12 protein-coding genes are annotated in these 14,550 nt (G+C 34.6%); all 12 read right to left on the bottom strand.

The genetic code is table 11. The features are described 5' to 3' along the window. Positions 1-53: 53 nt before the first annotated feature. The gene (gene cysK / locus RPL90_RS11680; RefSeq protein ID WP_313549856.1) at positions 54-983 is read right to left on the bottom strand and encodes a cysteine synthase A; all 930 of its coding nucleotides are present in this window, start codon (positions 981-983) and stop codon (positions 54-56) included. A gap of 142 nt (positions 984-1,125) precedes the next feature. After that, positions 1,126-2,001: an Hsp33 family molecular chaperone HslO gene (gene hslO, locus RPL90_RS11675; RefSeq protein WP_313549853.1), complete on the bottom strand. Its 876-nt coding sequence runs from the start codon at positions 1,999-2,001 to the stop codon at positions 1,126-1,128. A gap of 201 nt (positions 2,002-2,202) precedes the next feature. Then, a complete protein-coding gene (ftsH, locus tag RPL90_RS11670; RefSeq protein WP_313549850.1) occupies positions 2,203-4,305 on the bottom strand; it encodes an ATP-dependent zinc metalloprotease FtsH in 2,103 nt (700 codons plus the stop codon). 253 nt (positions 4,306-4,558) lie between these two features. Beyond that, positions 4,559-5,098: a hypoxanthine phosphoribosyltransferase gene (gene hpt / locus RPL90_RS11665; protein ID WP_313549862.1), complete on the bottom strand. Its 540-nt coding sequence runs from the start codon at positions 5,096-5,098 to the stop codon at positions 4,559-4,561. Further along, positions 5,091-6,389 carry a tRNA lysidine(34) synthetase TilS gene (gene tilS / locus RPL90_RS11660; protein ID WP_313549847.1) on the bottom strand — a complete coding sequence of 433 codons (1,299 nt, stop codon included), beginning with the start codon at positions 6,387-6,389 and terminating at the stop codon, positions 5,091-5,093. The genes hpt and tilS overlap by 8 nt, the downstream gene beginning before the upstream one ends. Positions 6,390-6,567: 178 nt before the next feature. Further along, complete coding sequence (locus RPL90_RS11655) at positions 6,568-6,966, bottom strand: S1 domain-containing RNA-binding protein (RefSeq protein WP_061855537.1); 399 nt, start codon at positions 6,964-6,966, stop codon at positions 6,568-6,570. Positions 6,967-7,064: 98 nt separating this feature from the next. Beyond that, positions 7,065-7,463, bottom strand: coding sequence for an FtsB family cell division protein (locus RPL90_RS11650; RefSeq protein WP_313549840.1), 399 nt, complete (start codon positions 7,461-7,463; stop codon positions 7,065-7,067). A 17-nt stretch (positions 7,464-7,480) separates the two neighbouring features. Further along, entirely contained in the window at positions 7,481-7,744 is a 264-nt protein-coding gene (locus RPL90_RS11645; protein ID WP_313549837.1) for an RNA-binding S4 domain-containing protein, read from the bottom strand. Further along, a complete protein-coding gene (locus RPL90_RS11640; protein WP_313549834.1) occupies positions 7,731-8,930 on the bottom strand; it encodes a MazG nucleotide pyrophosphohydrolase domain-containing protein in 1,200 nt (399 codons plus the stop codon). The genes RPL90_RS11645 and RPL90_RS11640 overlap by 14 nt, the downstream gene beginning before the upstream one ends. Then, the gene (locus tag RPL90_RS11635) at positions 8,927-10,456 is read right to left on the bottom strand and encodes a polysaccharide biosynthesis protein (protein ID WP_313549831.1); all 1,530 of its coding nucleotides are present in this window, start codon (positions 10,454-10,456) and stop codon (positions 8,927-8,929) included. The genes RPL90_RS11640 and RPL90_RS11635 overlap by 4 nt, the downstream gene beginning before the upstream one ends. Then, entirely contained in the window at positions 10,446-13,958 is a 3,513-nt protein-coding gene (gene mfd, locus RPL90_RS11630) for a transcription-repair coupling factor (protein ID WP_313549828.1), read from the bottom strand. Before mfd ends, RPL90_RS11635 begins: the two co-directional genes overlap by 11 nt. Further along, the gene (gene pth / locus RPL90_RS11625) at positions 13,955-14,527 is read right to left on the bottom strand and encodes an aminoacyl-tRNA hydrolase (protein WP_313549825.1); all 573 of its coding nucleotides are present in this window, start codon (positions 14,525-14,527) and stop codon (positions 13,955-13,957) included. The genes mfd and pth overlap by 4 nt, the downstream gene beginning before the upstream one ends. Between the last annotated feature and the right edge of the window lie 23 nt (positions 14,528-14,550).

Below are 14,550 nucleotides of genomic sequence, written 5' to 3'. Positions count from 1 at the left end.
AAACCGAACACTTTATTGGAAGTGTCCGGTTAAAATCTATATCGGGTATGATATTACTCGAAAGAATATAATGGTGTTGATAAGTAACGCTCACCATTACTTGGTAATACTGTAACTACAGTTTTGCCTTTACCTAATTCTTTAGCTTTTTTAATTGCAGCGTGAATCGCAGCGCCTGAAGAAATACCACCTAAAATACCTTCTTCTTTAGCAACTTTACGAGACATATCCATTGCAGTTTCATTACCAACTTTAATAATGTCGTCGTAAACTTCTGTGTCTAGTGTGTCAGGTACAAAGCCTGCGCCTAAACCTTGTAATTTATGAGGTCCAGGTTCTCCACCACTTAATACAGGTGAATCTTCTGGTTCGATAGCTACTAATTGAATTTCAGGGTATTTTTCTTTAAGCACTTTGCCAACGCCAGTTAAAGTTCCACCAGTACCTACACCAGCTAAGAATGCATCGATTGTTTTACCTTCAAATTGCTTAACTAATTCTGGACCCGTAGTTAATTCGTGAATACGAGGGTTAGCTGGGTTTTCAAATTGTTGAGGTTCAAAATAACCATGCTCTTCTTTTAATTCTTTAGCCTTTTTAATAGCGCCTTTCATTGCTTCTGATCCAGGTGTTAGTACAACTTCTGCACCATAAGCTTTTAATAAGTTACGACGCTCTTGACTCATTGTTTCTGGCATAGTGAATACAGCTTTATAACCTTTGGCTGCACATACGAATGCTAAACCAATACCAGTGTTACCACTTGTTGGTTCTACAATAGTGTCGCCCGGTTTAATTTTGCCATCTTTTTCAGCTTGTTCAATCATACCTAGCGCGATACGGTCTTTAACTGAACCACCTGGATTTTGGTATTCAAGTTTAACATAGATATCAGCTGCATCTTCATCTACTACTCTATTTAATTTAACTACAGGTGTATTGCCAATTACGTCTACAATGTTTTCAAAACGATTGTTTGTCATAAGAAACGCTCCTTTGTTTATAAAAGTTAAAACTTACTTTTTCTCTCGGATATATTTCTATTTTATCAGATTTTTCAGCAAATACAACTTTAACTTACTATAGCACTAAATTATTATTTAATTTCAATATTTCAAGTGTATTTTAGTTTTGAATTAGTGCCTGTAATTCTTCTTCACTGTATTCATATTTACTGCGACAGAAATGACATTCGGCTTCTGCACCGTGGTCTTCTTCAATCATACTGTTAATTTCAGCTTCTCCTAAACCTTTGATTGCATTTAAGAACTTATCATGCCCACAATTACATTCGAATTGAGTCGGTAATTCTTCTAAAATTTGAACATTAGATTCGCCTAAAACTTCATATAACAATGCTTCGGGTGATAAACCTTGGTCAATCAGTTTAGAAACAGGTGTCATATTATTTATAGCGTCTTCTAATTTTGTAATTGTTTCATCTGTTGCCCCTGGCATTACTTGAATAATAAAACCGCCAGACGCTTTGATAGAGTTGTCCGGATTAACTAATACACCTAAACCAACTGAAGAAGGTACTTGTTCACTCTTTGCGAAATAGTAAGTGAAATCATCACCAACTTCTCCAGACACAACCGGACTTGAACCTGAGAAGTAATCTTTCATGCCTACATCTTTTACAACGGTTAGTGAACCATTAGTACCGACAGCTCTGCTAACATCTAATTTACCAATATCATTTAACGGGAAATGTGTTTGTGGATTGGTAACGTATCCTCTAACATTTCCTTTTGCATCTGCATCAGCGATCACTTTACCTACTGGACCTTGGCCATCAAGTGTAACAGTTAATTTTTGATCACCTTTTAACATTGCCCCCATCATAACTGTCGCTGTCATTGTACGACCTAATGCGGCAGATGCAGTCGGCCAAGTATAATGTCTAGTTTGTGCTTCTTGCACTGTTTTAGTTGTTAATGCGCTATAAGCTCTAATTTGTCCATCAAATGCAAGAGCTTTAACAATATAATCTTTTGTCATTCTTTATGTCTCCTTTTTTGTGAAAGTTTATTTTTCGTTTTAATATTTTGTACAATCACTTTAATTTTACATTCAATATATTGTAATAGCTTAGAAGTAAAATTGCCATCTATTTGTTTGCGCCCAATTATTTTTCCACATAAACATAAAAACTCCTTTTCTACTAATTCATTGTTTAGTAGAAAAGGAGTAACGCTTAAATTAATTTCTATTGCTTGGATCGTTAGGATCACTTGGATTGCTTGGTTTATCGATGTTCGGTGCTTGTTCATGACCAGTTTGTTCATCACTTTGTTCTTGATCATCGCTATCGCTTTGTTCGCTGTCGCTAGAGTCATTATTATCTTGATTATCATTGTTTGTTAATTCATGTTGTTCTTTGCGAATGTCATCATAAGATTTACCATATTTTCCTTCTTGGAAATCTGAATCTTCTTTGTTAGCAACTTTCGCATCATCGTAATTAACTTCTGGTAATACACCATCGTAGAACAATGATTTAATTTGTTCAGCAACCAATGTTTCTTCAGTAAGCAGTGTTTTCGCAATTAATTCTAATTGTGATTTGTGTTCTAATAAGATTTCTTTCGCACGTGCATATTGCTCTTTCACTATGCGTTGAACTTCTTTATCGATTTCATATGCAATTTGGCCAGAATATTCTGCTTCGCCTTGCATATCTTTACCTAAGAACACTTGGCCACCGCTACCGCTAGAAAATTGTAATGGTCCAAGTTTTTCACTCATACCATATTCAGTAACCATCTTACGTGCAATTTGTGTAGCACGTTCAAAGTCATTTGATGCCCCTGTTGATACTTCATTAAAGTTAATATCTTCAGACACACGGCCACCAAGTAGACCACAAATTTTATCTAATAACTCTGGTTCAGTCATTAAGAAGCGATCTTGTTTAGGTAACATCATCGCATAACCACCAGCTTGTCCACGTGGCACAATCGTAACCTTGTGAACGACTTCGGCTTCGTCTAACACCATACCAATAATTGTATGTCCTGCTTCATGGTGAGCAACAATATTTCTTTCTTTTTCGGAAATAACACGTGATTTTTTAGCTGGCCCAGCGATTACGCGGTCTGTTGCTTCTTCAATATCACGCATGTCGATTTTTTTCTTACCTTCACGTACAGCAATTAATGAAGCTTCGTTTAATAAGTTTTCTAAATCTGCACCAGAGAAGCCAGGTGTTCTTTGAGAAATTGCTTTTAAATCCACTGTTTCATCAAGCGGTTTGTTTCTAGCGTGAACATGCAGAATTGCTTCACGGCCTTTAACATCTGGACGACCAACTTGTATTTGTCTATCGAAACGTCCAGGACGTAATAATGCTGGGTCAAGGATGTCTGGTCTGTTAGTAGCGGCAATCATAATGATACCTTCATTTTCACCAAAACCATCCATTTCAACTAGTAATTGGTTTAGCGTTTGTTCACGTTCGTCGTGTCCGCCACCAACACCTGCACCACGTTGACGTCCAACTGCATCAATTTCATCTATGAAAATGATACAAGGCGCATTTTTCTTAGCATTTTCGAATAAGTCACGTACACGACTGGCACCAACACCAACAAACATCTCAACAAAGTCTGAACCACTGATTGAGAAGAATGGCGTACCTGCTTCACCAGCTACCGCACGGGCTAATAAAGTTTTACCTGTCCCTGGAGGGCCTACTAATAGCACCCCTTTAGGAATACGTGAACCCATTTGTTTAAATTGCTTGTTATCTTTTAAGAAGTCCACAATTTCGATAAGTTCTTGTTTCTCTTCATCTGCACCAGCTACATCAGAGAAGCGAACACGTTTTTTCTGACTGTCGTACATTTTAGCTTTGGATTTACCAAAGTTCATCATACGACCGCCACCGCCGCCACCTTGTGCTTGGCTTAAGAAGAATATAAACAATAACGCGATAATTAATACTGGAATTAATGTAGTTAATATACTTACGAATACACTTTGTTTTTCTTCTTCTTTAACTGTAAATTTTAAATCATGTTGTTTTTGTGCTGTATCTGTAATTTTTTCTAATTCTTTATTGTTGTTATATAGAATAGTTGAAGAATAATCTTCACCTTTATCGGTTTTACCACTCACCATATAAACATTTTGCTCTGGTTGTATTTTTAGTGATTTTAACTCACCTTTATCAAGTTGTTTCACAAATTGATTATAAGTAAGCTTTTTCGGCATATTGCCATTTCCATTAAGCCATGAAAATAAACCAAAAATTATAACGCCAATGATTGCGATTACTAGCACATTGCGAAAGGCTTTCTGCATGCGTCATTTCCTCCTACTTCAATAATAAAACTAACAAAAATTGTAACACAATAGTACATTTAAAGGCTAGTATTTCAACTTTAGTGTTGCGCTTACAACTCTCGTTATTTTAGTTTTTTGAATTCAAATATTCAAACAAATTATTCCCCTAATTTATGTAGTACTTTTATTACCTTATGCCCTTAAAGTTAATTTTACCAAGGGTTGAATATCCAGTATATAACAACATCATTAAAGGTTAAATTGACTTGCTTTAATTTGAATAAATTTCTGGTTTTAAAGTACCGATGTAAGGTAAGTTACGGTAAAGTTCTTTGTAATCTAAACCATACCCAACTACAAATTCATCAGGTATCTTCTTACCTACATATTTCGCCTCGATACTCGCTTTACGACGATTTGGTTTATCCAATAACGTCACAATTTCTAATGAATTAACACGACGAGATTCCAACAACTCAGTGATTGATTTTAATGTTGTTCCTGTTTCAAGGATATCTTCAATAATCAATACATCTTTACCTTCAATTGATGAACTCAAGTCTTTTAAAATTTGTACTTCTCCAGTAGATTCTGTTCCACCATGGTAACTTGATACATCCATAAAATCGATTGATAAGTGAGTATCAATACGTTTAATTAAGTCAGTCATAAACATAATTGAACCCTTTAAGATCCCAATACAGACAAGTGGTTTATCTTGATAATCTTTTGTCAGTTGCTTCCCTAAATCTTTACAAATTGATTGTATATCCTCTTCTGTAAGTAAAACTTCCTTCAAATCATCATGCATTTCCAAGTTCATCTCCCATATTTTTTATCTTTATTGCTTGTTTATACCTTTCCTTTATAAATAAAGTGCCAACTGCAATAATTTCATTTTGATTATTGATAATTACAGGTAATTGATTGCGCTCATCAGCTATAACTTTGTGATCAATCAACAATCTACTTACCTTTTTATGACCTTCTACACCATTTAGCTTAAACTTATCGCCGTCTATTCGCGTTCGCACAGTTAATGGGAATTGATGTTGTGGCATTGCTTTATTTATCTCGATGTTGTAATGCCCAAATTGGTACATGTCTGGTTGTGTTATCGTCACATTTTTTAATTGCTGGCTATAATTTGCCATTATAATAAATTTATCATATGCAATATGAATTATCCATTTTTCCGACGAATATAATATTGATTGGCTAACGTTTTCACATAATTGACGCAACCAATCGTTATAAGTTTTTTCCGGAAATACTAACCCAGTGTTCAATTTCTGCAAAGCCACGTCGAGCACCATTATTTTTAAAGCGTAGTCTAATGCATTGAATTCAGATCTTGAAATACACAACGGCGCAGTCAAATCATCGCTACTATTAATTTGTAAAAACGCTTGAGCCCTTGCTTGTAGATGTAATAATTGTTCATCATGCCATGCTTTTAATTTTAACAATTGTTGTGGCTTAAGTTGCTCATTTTGTTCAATTGCTGGTAGTATGCGATTACGAATATCATTACGTACGTAGTCGTTTTGACTGTTCGTTTCGTCCTCATAAAATGGTATCTGATGTTGCGTTTGATACTGCTGAATATGTTGTTTTGAGACATTGAGTAGTGGACGTACAATTTTATAGTCTTCTCTCCAACTCACTTCAGCTATGCCTAAACTACTACGTGTCGATTTACCTGTCATTAAGCGATAAAAAATCGTTTCAATTTGGTCATCTTGATGATGCGCAGTTAACAATACATCACCACCTAATGCCTTCATCTGATTATCAAACCAATCATAACGTAAATGTCGCGCTTCATTTTCAATGCTGTTACCCTTATCTACTATGTGGTTCAGATTCAACGTTTTAATATGTAAGGGGAGATCTAAATCTCTGCAATATTGTTGAATAAACTGTTCTTCTTCGTTAGATGCAAGTCTTAATCCATGATTAACGTGTAAACAAGTAAGTTTTCTATAACTGGGTTTTAAAACAGTACTTAATAAATGTAGTAATACCATGCTATCGATACCTGTTGATACCGCTAAAACGATATGACTATTGTCATCCCATTCAGTTGTATTAACTTCCAATATTAATCCCTCCTCACAACAACATTCACGACAAATCCAATGTCTTTCATTGTACTAAACTGAATTTCTCAATAAAAATAGACTGTTTCCTTCAATCAAGAAACAGTCTGTGATTGTTAACATTAAAGATACCTGTATATTTTACAAATTAACTTATAATGTAAATTAAAAATTTATATTAACGTCTAGCTCCACGTCCGCCGCGTCTAGACTCAGTTTGACGTTTAATAGAAGTTAGTTTATCTTCGCTATCTTTTAAGAAGTTATTTAGTTTTTTCTCAAAATCTTCTGGTTTAGGTTGCGCTTGTTTATGACTCGGTTTATTTTGAGGTTTACGAGGTTGGTCTTTTGCTTTCTTAATAGAGAGGCTGATCTTACCATCATCAGCGATTGTAAGTACTTTGACTTCAACAACATCCCCTACAGATAAATGATCTTCTACGTTTTCAACATAGTTATCTGCCACTTCACTTATGTGAACTAAGCCACTTTTTCCCTCAGGTAGCTCAACGAATGCGCCGAACTTTTTAATACCAGTGACTTTACCTTTAAGCTTATTTCCTACTTCGATTGACATATTGTAAATAAATCCTCCCGATTTGATTCGATTTTAACCTTATTATATTCCTGTTCGTTCAATTTAACAATAGTATTTGAATTAAATAAAAAAATTCTTTATTTATCTTGTTTGGATCCTTTTTCCTGCTGTTTTGACTTGTCTCCCGGTAGTTTAAATATTACTTCTCCGTCGTTACTTAAGTAATAATCATCTCGGGCAACTTTTTCTATATAATCTTTATTATTTAAGTTATTGAGTTCTTCTTTTAATGCTAATTCTTCATCTTGTTGCTTTTGATATTTTTGCTCTTTATGTTGTCTTTCTACAGTTGCTTCGTCATTGCTTTTCATTTGTGTGACAAGCATGATTGAAAGAATGATGATAATTGCTACTAATATACCGCCAAATAAAGTAATTCTTCTGCGTACAACTTTACGTCTCATACGTTGTTGTTGCTTTTTCTTATTTTCGGCAGAAGTGAAAGTATTGCCTATATTTTCAACTTTTTTACTCATAGCTTGCCACCTCCTCTTTATGATTCACTTATCTTCTCTTCTTTTAGTAATTCATACATGCCCTTAGCATTTTCTTTAGTGGCATGTTCACTTAAACCAGTAACTTTTATTGTAATTACTTTTTGACCAAATTTAATAATTAGTTCGTCATCTACTTTAACGTCAGTGCCCGCTTTTGCCGTAGCTCCATTAATTGAAATACGACCTTGATCACTTATTTCTTTTGCTAAAGTACGACGTTTTACTAATCTGGAAACTTTGAGATATTTATCGAGTCTCATCGTTTTCTCCTCCTTGTTCTAAATAGCGTCTTAACGCTGCTTCATCTAACGTCATATTTTTTGTTTTATCATACATTTTCAAAAAATATTGCGCAAATACTTTCTCAAATTTAACACGTTCTTTTTTGCCTTCATGAGCCTTAGCACTTGCCCATATAGCATTTAGATCTTCTATATTTTCCGCTTCTTGATTACCGAAAATATGTGGGTGTCTGCGAATCATTTTATCGACCAAGCTATAAACGATTTCATTTATATCGAAATAGCCTTCTTTTTTACCAATACTTGCATGTAATAGCACTTGTAATAATATGTCTCCTAGCTCTTCTATCATATGCCAGTCATCTTCATTATCAATCGCTTCGAATAGCTCAAATGATTCTTCTAATAAATAGCGTTTTAATGAATCATGCGTCTGTTCTCTATCCCATGGACAACCGTCATTATCATCCACAAGTCTATCTATAATATCAGTAGCATATTTAAAGTCGCTATAATAATGTTCACTTTCCGTATCTTTAGGTATGAGCACACTCGATAAATTAGTAAAAGCATCTATGTGATGATCTAATTCATAAAGCGGTGTTGCAATGACTTGAGCATTGCTTCCACGTGCGCCATTTACAATATAAACTTCATGATCATCTTGATACGTTTCCATTAACGTTACCTTTAAATCACCAGCAATCATAGAACTATATACTTGTGTAATTAGCACATGGTTACGTTTGTTTAGTTGATCGGCCACAAATGATGTTGCATCTAGCAAAGTAAAACCATCATTTGGGTCTATGGCAACAGCTTCAAAAACATCATCAATAAAACTTTTTCCACCTAAAACTTCTACCTCTAAATCCTCTTGTTCTTGTGCGTAATCTAATAATAGTGCAGTTGTTGTTTCAGCTACACGTGGATGCCCCGGAACTGCATAGACAATCTCTTGTTCTTGTGCTAAAGAAACTAATTGTTGAACAATCTCTTCATAAACCGCTTCGAAAGCATCATTCGCTTCATAGACGTCATCAAAGCTATAAAACGTTAGCAAATCTGATAACTCATTAATCACTGGATGTGCTTTGGTACGTGTATAGACTATCGTCTGATGTTGTAAAAACTTGTATATTCCTAACGGGAGTTCATCTAAACCATAGTTACCAAGTCCAACAATTGTAATTTTATGCGTCATTCTTGTTTACCTCTCTTTAAATGATAAATCTTATCTCCTAGTGGCAGATGTTTGAGTTCTCTGTATTTAAATAAATTCATCCATATTATAGCACTGACCATCACAATAATGCCTGCCAGGGCAGAAATTAACAATTCAAGTAAACCAGTAAGTCGTCCGGTAGTTGGAATAAGCCACAATACGAATTGAACTACAACACTCATAATTATCATAGCGCCAATTAACTTTAGTATAAATGTGTGTAGCCTTGTTAACTGGTAAAACTTTTTGACATTTATGTGCAGAATTACAACTGTAACGACTAATGAACCTACCGTTGCTATACTAGCACCTAGCATTTGTATATACGGTATAAGTAAAATGTTGAGACAAGTCTTAATTATTATACCTACGATACAACTAATAAAAATGACTTTTTCTTGGTTCATCACTTGTAATAATGACATCTCCATCATGATTAAAGAGACACAAATCACCGTTAACATATATACTGCAAGCGTGAATGTCTCGCTATTATTTTCGAAAAATACTCTATTTAATACTGGCAATAAATTAATTAACCCAATACCTGCTGCAGTACTAATAAGCAACGTAATTTTCAATGAGGCATTAGTATAACGATTCATCAGTACAATTTGTCCATTATTTTTAGCATCTGTCAGTAATGGAATAAGTACAAAACAAAATGTTGTTGTAACGATTAACCCCATTTGTATAAATGATGCACCTCTATCATAGACGCCTTTACTAGAAATTGCATGTTGAAAGTCGAGCCCATTCAACGTAAGTGCTTGAATAACCGTAAAACTATCAACAACTTGCCATAGAATAACGATAAGCTGACTGACAGCAAAGATGATAATTGCTAGTGTTAACTTCTTCCATTCTATCGCCCTATTCTTTTCCGCTATGCTAAAAGGTTTATGCAATGTTAAATAAAGACTAGAAGCTAAAAATCCGAAACCTGAACCTAGAATAGCTAACGTGCCAGCTGCATAAATCGACCAATCTCTATATGCAAACAAAGCAATTGCTATCATAATAATCACAACACGTACAAATTGCTCTACAACTTGTGAAATGGCAGGAATATTCATTTCTTGCTTACTTTGATAGTAACCTCTTAATACACCTAATATACCAAAAAATAGAAAGCTAACACTTGCGGCACTTATCATAGGTGTTAAATTAGCATCCCCCATAAAGTGAGCAATCCATTTGGCACATATAAATAATATTAAGAAAAAGCCAATGCAGACATATTGTAATTTGATTAATACCGAAGCAAATTTGGCATCGTTACGGCCTGTACCAAATGTTTGGGTTAATGCACTAGGTATAGCGTTCATCGATAAGATAACACCCAATGCTACTATTGGATAGATTTGCTGATACGCATATAATCCTGCATCACCTAGTACATTTTGATAAGGTACACGATAAATAGCGCTTAAAATTTTCACAACTATTAATGCTATTGTCAGTACAATGACGCCATTAAATGCCGTAGTAGACTTAGACTTCATCCTTAATTACCATACTTTCTTCCAAGCATTTCGCTAAAAACTTAAGATTATCAAACCATTGTTTTGATTTAGTTAATGTCACTTTCATTTTACCATCTTGAACGCCAACTTTCATTGCACGCCCTAATGGTTGAGTTTGTTTAAACAATGCTTCACCATCAATATCTTCAGTCCCTTTTTCAGATAGGAAAATTTCTATTGTTTTACCTTTATCTTTTATTAGCGTCACACCCGCATGTAAAGCGTGTATTTTAATTTCCATCATATCTAATAAACGTGCTACTTCTGCTGGATATTCATTAAAACGATCAATAAGTTCATCTTTAATATCCAGCAGCTGTGTTTCACTTTCGATTTTTCTAAGTTTTTTATAAATTTCTATTTTAGCTTGTTCATTTTGAATATATTCAGCTGGTAAATAAGCATCGATATTCAATTCTATTTCTACTTCCGGCGCATCATTTTGTTCCGGAGTAATGCCTCGTTTTTCATTAACCGCTTCTTCTAGCATTTGAGAGTATAAATCGAATCCAACTGAGTCAATAAAGCCATGTTGCTGTTTACCAAGTAGATTACCTGCACCACGTATATTTAAGTCACGCATTGCTATTTTGAAACCAGAACCTAGTTCTGTAAATTCTTTTATAGCTTGTAATCTATCTTCTGCTGTTTCGGTAAGTACTTTATTAGCCGGATGAAGGAAATAGGCATATCCTATGCGACTAGAACGTCCAACTCTACCTCTTAATTGATATAACTGACTAAGTCCAAAACGATCAGCCTCTTCAATTATAAGCGTGTTAGCATTTGGTACATCTACACCTGTTTCGATAATCGTCGTCGTTACAAGAATGTCATATTCATGGTTAATAAAATCAATCATAGTTTCTTCTAAATCTCGTTCGGTCATTTGGCCATGCGCCACTCCTATAGAGGCATTTGGCATTAGCATTTGTAATTGTTCTCGCTTTTCATAAATAGACTGCACTTTATTATATAAGTAAAATACTTGTCCTTCTCTAGATAATTCACGTTCCAACGCTTCTTTTATGAAATTAGAATTTTGTTCTAAAACATAAGTTTGTACAGGGAATCTATTTTCTGGTGGCGTCTCGATAACTGATAAATCACGCACGCCAAGCATACTCATATGCAACGTTCTCGGAATTGGTGTTGCAGTCAGTGTCAGTACGTCGACATTCGTTTTTAACGTTTTAATACGTTCTTTATGTCTAACACCAAACCGTTGTTCTTCATCGACAATCAATAAACCTAAATCTTTATAAATTATATCTTTACCAAGTAATTTATGTGTACCTACAACAATATCAACTTTACCTGATTTCAAACCTTCTTTTACTTCTTTAATTTCTTTAGTAGTTCTAAAGCGACTAATGAGTTCAACATCAATAGGGAAATCTTGCATACGTTCAATTAATGTTTCGTAATGTTGTTGTGCTAAAATCGTCGTCGGTACTAGAAACGCCACTTGCTTACCTTCTAATACTGCCTTAAATGCTGCACGTACAGCGACCTCAGTCTTACCATAGCCTACGTCACCACATAGCAGTCTATCCATAGGTTTTTGTTGTTCCATATCACCTTTAATTTCAGTAATCGATTTCGCTTGGTCAGGCGTTAATTCATATGGGAAATCCAATTCAAAATCGCTTTGTTCTGCGCTATCAGGGCCATATTGATACCCTACAGACATTTCACGTTCTTTGTATAATTCTATTAATTCGTCGGCAATGTCCTCAACGCTTTGTTGTACTTTAGCCTTTGTTTTCTTCCATTCAGTGCCACCTAATTTATTAAGTTTTGGCATTTTATCTTCAGAAGCAACATATTTTTGAACCTGGTCCATTTGGTCTACAGGTACAAATAACTGGTCTGTTCCTTTATACTGCAACTTAATATAATCTTTATGAACGCCAGCCACTTCTAAAGTTTCGACGCCTAAATATCTACCGACACCATGATGTACGTGTACAACGTAATCCCCGACTTTTAAGTCTTGATAAGATTTTATTTTTTCAGCATTCGTTAACGTTTTTTGTTGTTTGCGTTTTTTCTTCTGTTGTGACTTAAATAATTCTCGTTCGGTAACAACTACAAGTTGCATATAAGGCAGTTCGAAACCTTCAGACAGACTGCCTTCAGTAATAATGGCACGTCCTCCTTGGATTTCATTTTCTGCAACATCTACAAATGTTGGAATGTGCATTTCATTCAACATAGATTGAATCCGTTCTTTTTTAGTTTCTGTTTCAGCTAAGACGACAATCGTATAATCATTACCAATATAACGTTGAAACTCTGAACGCATAATATCGTATTGCCCGTAAAATTGTTGCACTGGTTTACAAGAAAATTTAATAATGTCTTGTAGTTTTACAGACATCGTTGCGGTAAATAATGTGAAATATGCAACTGGATGTTTTTTGAGCAACGTTTCAAAGCCTTGATAGTCTAAGAAACTTTGACCGATAAAACCTTTTCCACTTTCAATTAAGTTTTGCATAAAGTCATCGACTTCAGTCGTTAGCGTTTCTTCAGTTTCTTTAATTCTGTTATATTCATCGACGGCTACGATGGCATCGTTTTGGAAGTAATCTATGATTGTTGCAGGTTGTTCATACATAAATGCAACTAGTCTTCTCATTACTTGATGATCAAATAATGACGTTTCAAATAGTTTAAAGCTATCGTATGTTTCTTTAATATCATTACGTACAGATTTATCTATTTTTGGTCGCGTTTCTTGATATGCTTCAGTAAGTTTTGCTTTTGTATGTTTAATAACGTCATCTGTAATAATATAATCACTAGCTGTCGTAATATTAACCCCTTGCATATTATCGTTAGATCTTTGAGATTCCACATCAAAATTTCTAATCGAATCGATTTCAGTATCAAACAATTCAATTCTCACTGGTTCACCAATTAATGGATAAATATCAATAATGCCACCACGCAATGAAAATTCACCGATATGCGATACTACACTTTCGCGTCTATAACCCATACTCACTAATTTAGTCAGTAAGCCATCTACATCTATGTCTTCGCCTACAGATAAAGTAATCTGATGTGATTTCCATAATTCGACAGGCGTTAACCATTTTTTCAAACCGTTTAACGGCACGATAAATAAGCCTCTCTCATTTTGAGATAGTGCAGTTAGTGTACGTACACGTTCACTCATAAATTGAGGGCTTTGCGTAGAAAATTCTTCTGTCATAATATCTTGCATCGGATATTTATAAACATCATTAGCATCTACAAATTGTAGTATATCTGCTTCAAGCTTATCTGCTTGGTATAAATTGTTAGTAACGACGAGTAATTGTTGCTCACTTTCTAAATATTTCTCTGCAATTATCGTTGCTTTTGCCGCAGCCGACAAGCCTGTTACTAAAATATTATCTTTTCCAAATACTTCGTTTAATTCCTGATAGCGTTTATCTTTATTTATATAATCTGTAATTATTGATTTCAATTGACATCACCATTGTATTCATTCATCACTTGGTCGAAACGTGAAGTTTCTATATAAGCTTCCACTGCGTGAGCTGAATGTTCGATAACTTTTTCCATAGTAACCATTTCTTGTTTTGAGAATTTTTGTAGTACGTAATCTGGAACAGACATACCTCCACTTGGTCTATCCACACCAATGCGAATTCTTTTGAATTGATCAGTGCCTAACATTTTTATGATAGATTTCATGCCATTATGACCACCAGCACTACCTTTCTGTCTTAACCTTATCTCACCTTGAGGTAAGTCTAAATCATCATATAGTACGATTAAATCATCTACTTCTATATCATAATAATTCATCAAAGGTGCTACGGCTTCACCAGATAAGTTCATCATTGTTAAAGGTTCTATAAACATAACTTTTTCTTGATTTAAGCGCTCAATCGTATACGCGCCCTTAAATTTCTGTTTATCTAAAGAAAAATTGTTACGGTCTAAAATATAATCTAACACTTCAAATCCAATGTTGTGTCGCGTAGATTCAAAACGTTTACCTATATTTCCAAGGCCAACAATACATTTCATTTTGTTTCCTCCATTAATTACCA

It is taken from the genome of Staphylococcus kloosii (assembly GCF_032139365.1).
GTDB lineage: Bacteria > Bacillota > Bacilli > Staphylococcales > Staphylococcaceae > Staphylococcus > Staphylococcus kloosii_A.
The sequence above is the reverse complement of the archived record's forward strand: the minus strand, read 5'-3'. Positions and strand labels throughout refer to the sequence as shown.

What these genes read in the sequence shown, in the direction of transcription:
- hpt (WP_313549862.1), bottom strand. Translation starts at nt 5,098, where the DNA reads ATGCATGATGATTTGAAGGAAGTTTTACTTACAGAAGAGGATATACAA.
- ftsH (WP_313549850.1), bottom strand. Translation starts at nt 4,305, where the DNA reads ATGCAGAAAGCCTTTCGCAATGTGCTAGTAATCGCAATCATTGGCGTT.
- RPL90_RS11645 (WP_313549837.1), bottom strand. Translation starts at nt 7,744, where the DNA reads ATGAGACTCGATAAATATCTCAAAGTTTCCAGATTAGTAAAACGTCGT.
- RPL90_RS11640 (WP_313549834.1), bottom strand. Translation starts at nt 8,930, where the DNA reads ATGACGCATAAAATTACAATTGTTGGACTTGGTAACTATGGTTTAGAT.
- pth (WP_313549825.1), bottom strand. Translation starts at nt 14,527, where the DNA reads ATGAAATGTATTGTTGGCCTTGGAAATATAGGTAAACGTTTTGAATCT.
- hslO (WP_313549853.1), bottom strand. Translation starts at nt 2,001, where the DNA reads ATGACAAAAGATTATATTGTTAAAGCTCTTGCATTTGATGGACAAATT.
- cysK (WP_313549856.1), bottom strand. Translation starts at nt 983, where the DNA reads ATGACAAACAATCGTTTTGAAAACATTGTAGACGTAATTGGCAATACA.
- RPL90_RS11650 (WP_313549840.1), bottom strand. Translation starts at nt 7,463, where the DNA reads ATGAGTAAAAAAGTTGAAAATATAGGCAATACTTTCACTTCTGCCGAA.
- RPL90_RS11655 (WP_061855537.1), bottom strand. Translation starts at nt 6,966, where the DNA reads ATGTCAATCGAAGTAGGAAATAAGCTTAAAGGTAAAGTCACTGGTATT.
- RPL90_RS11635 (WP_313549831.1), bottom strand. Translation starts at nt 10,456, where the DNA reads ATGAAGTCTAAGTCTACTACGGCATTTAATGGCGTCATTGTACTGACA.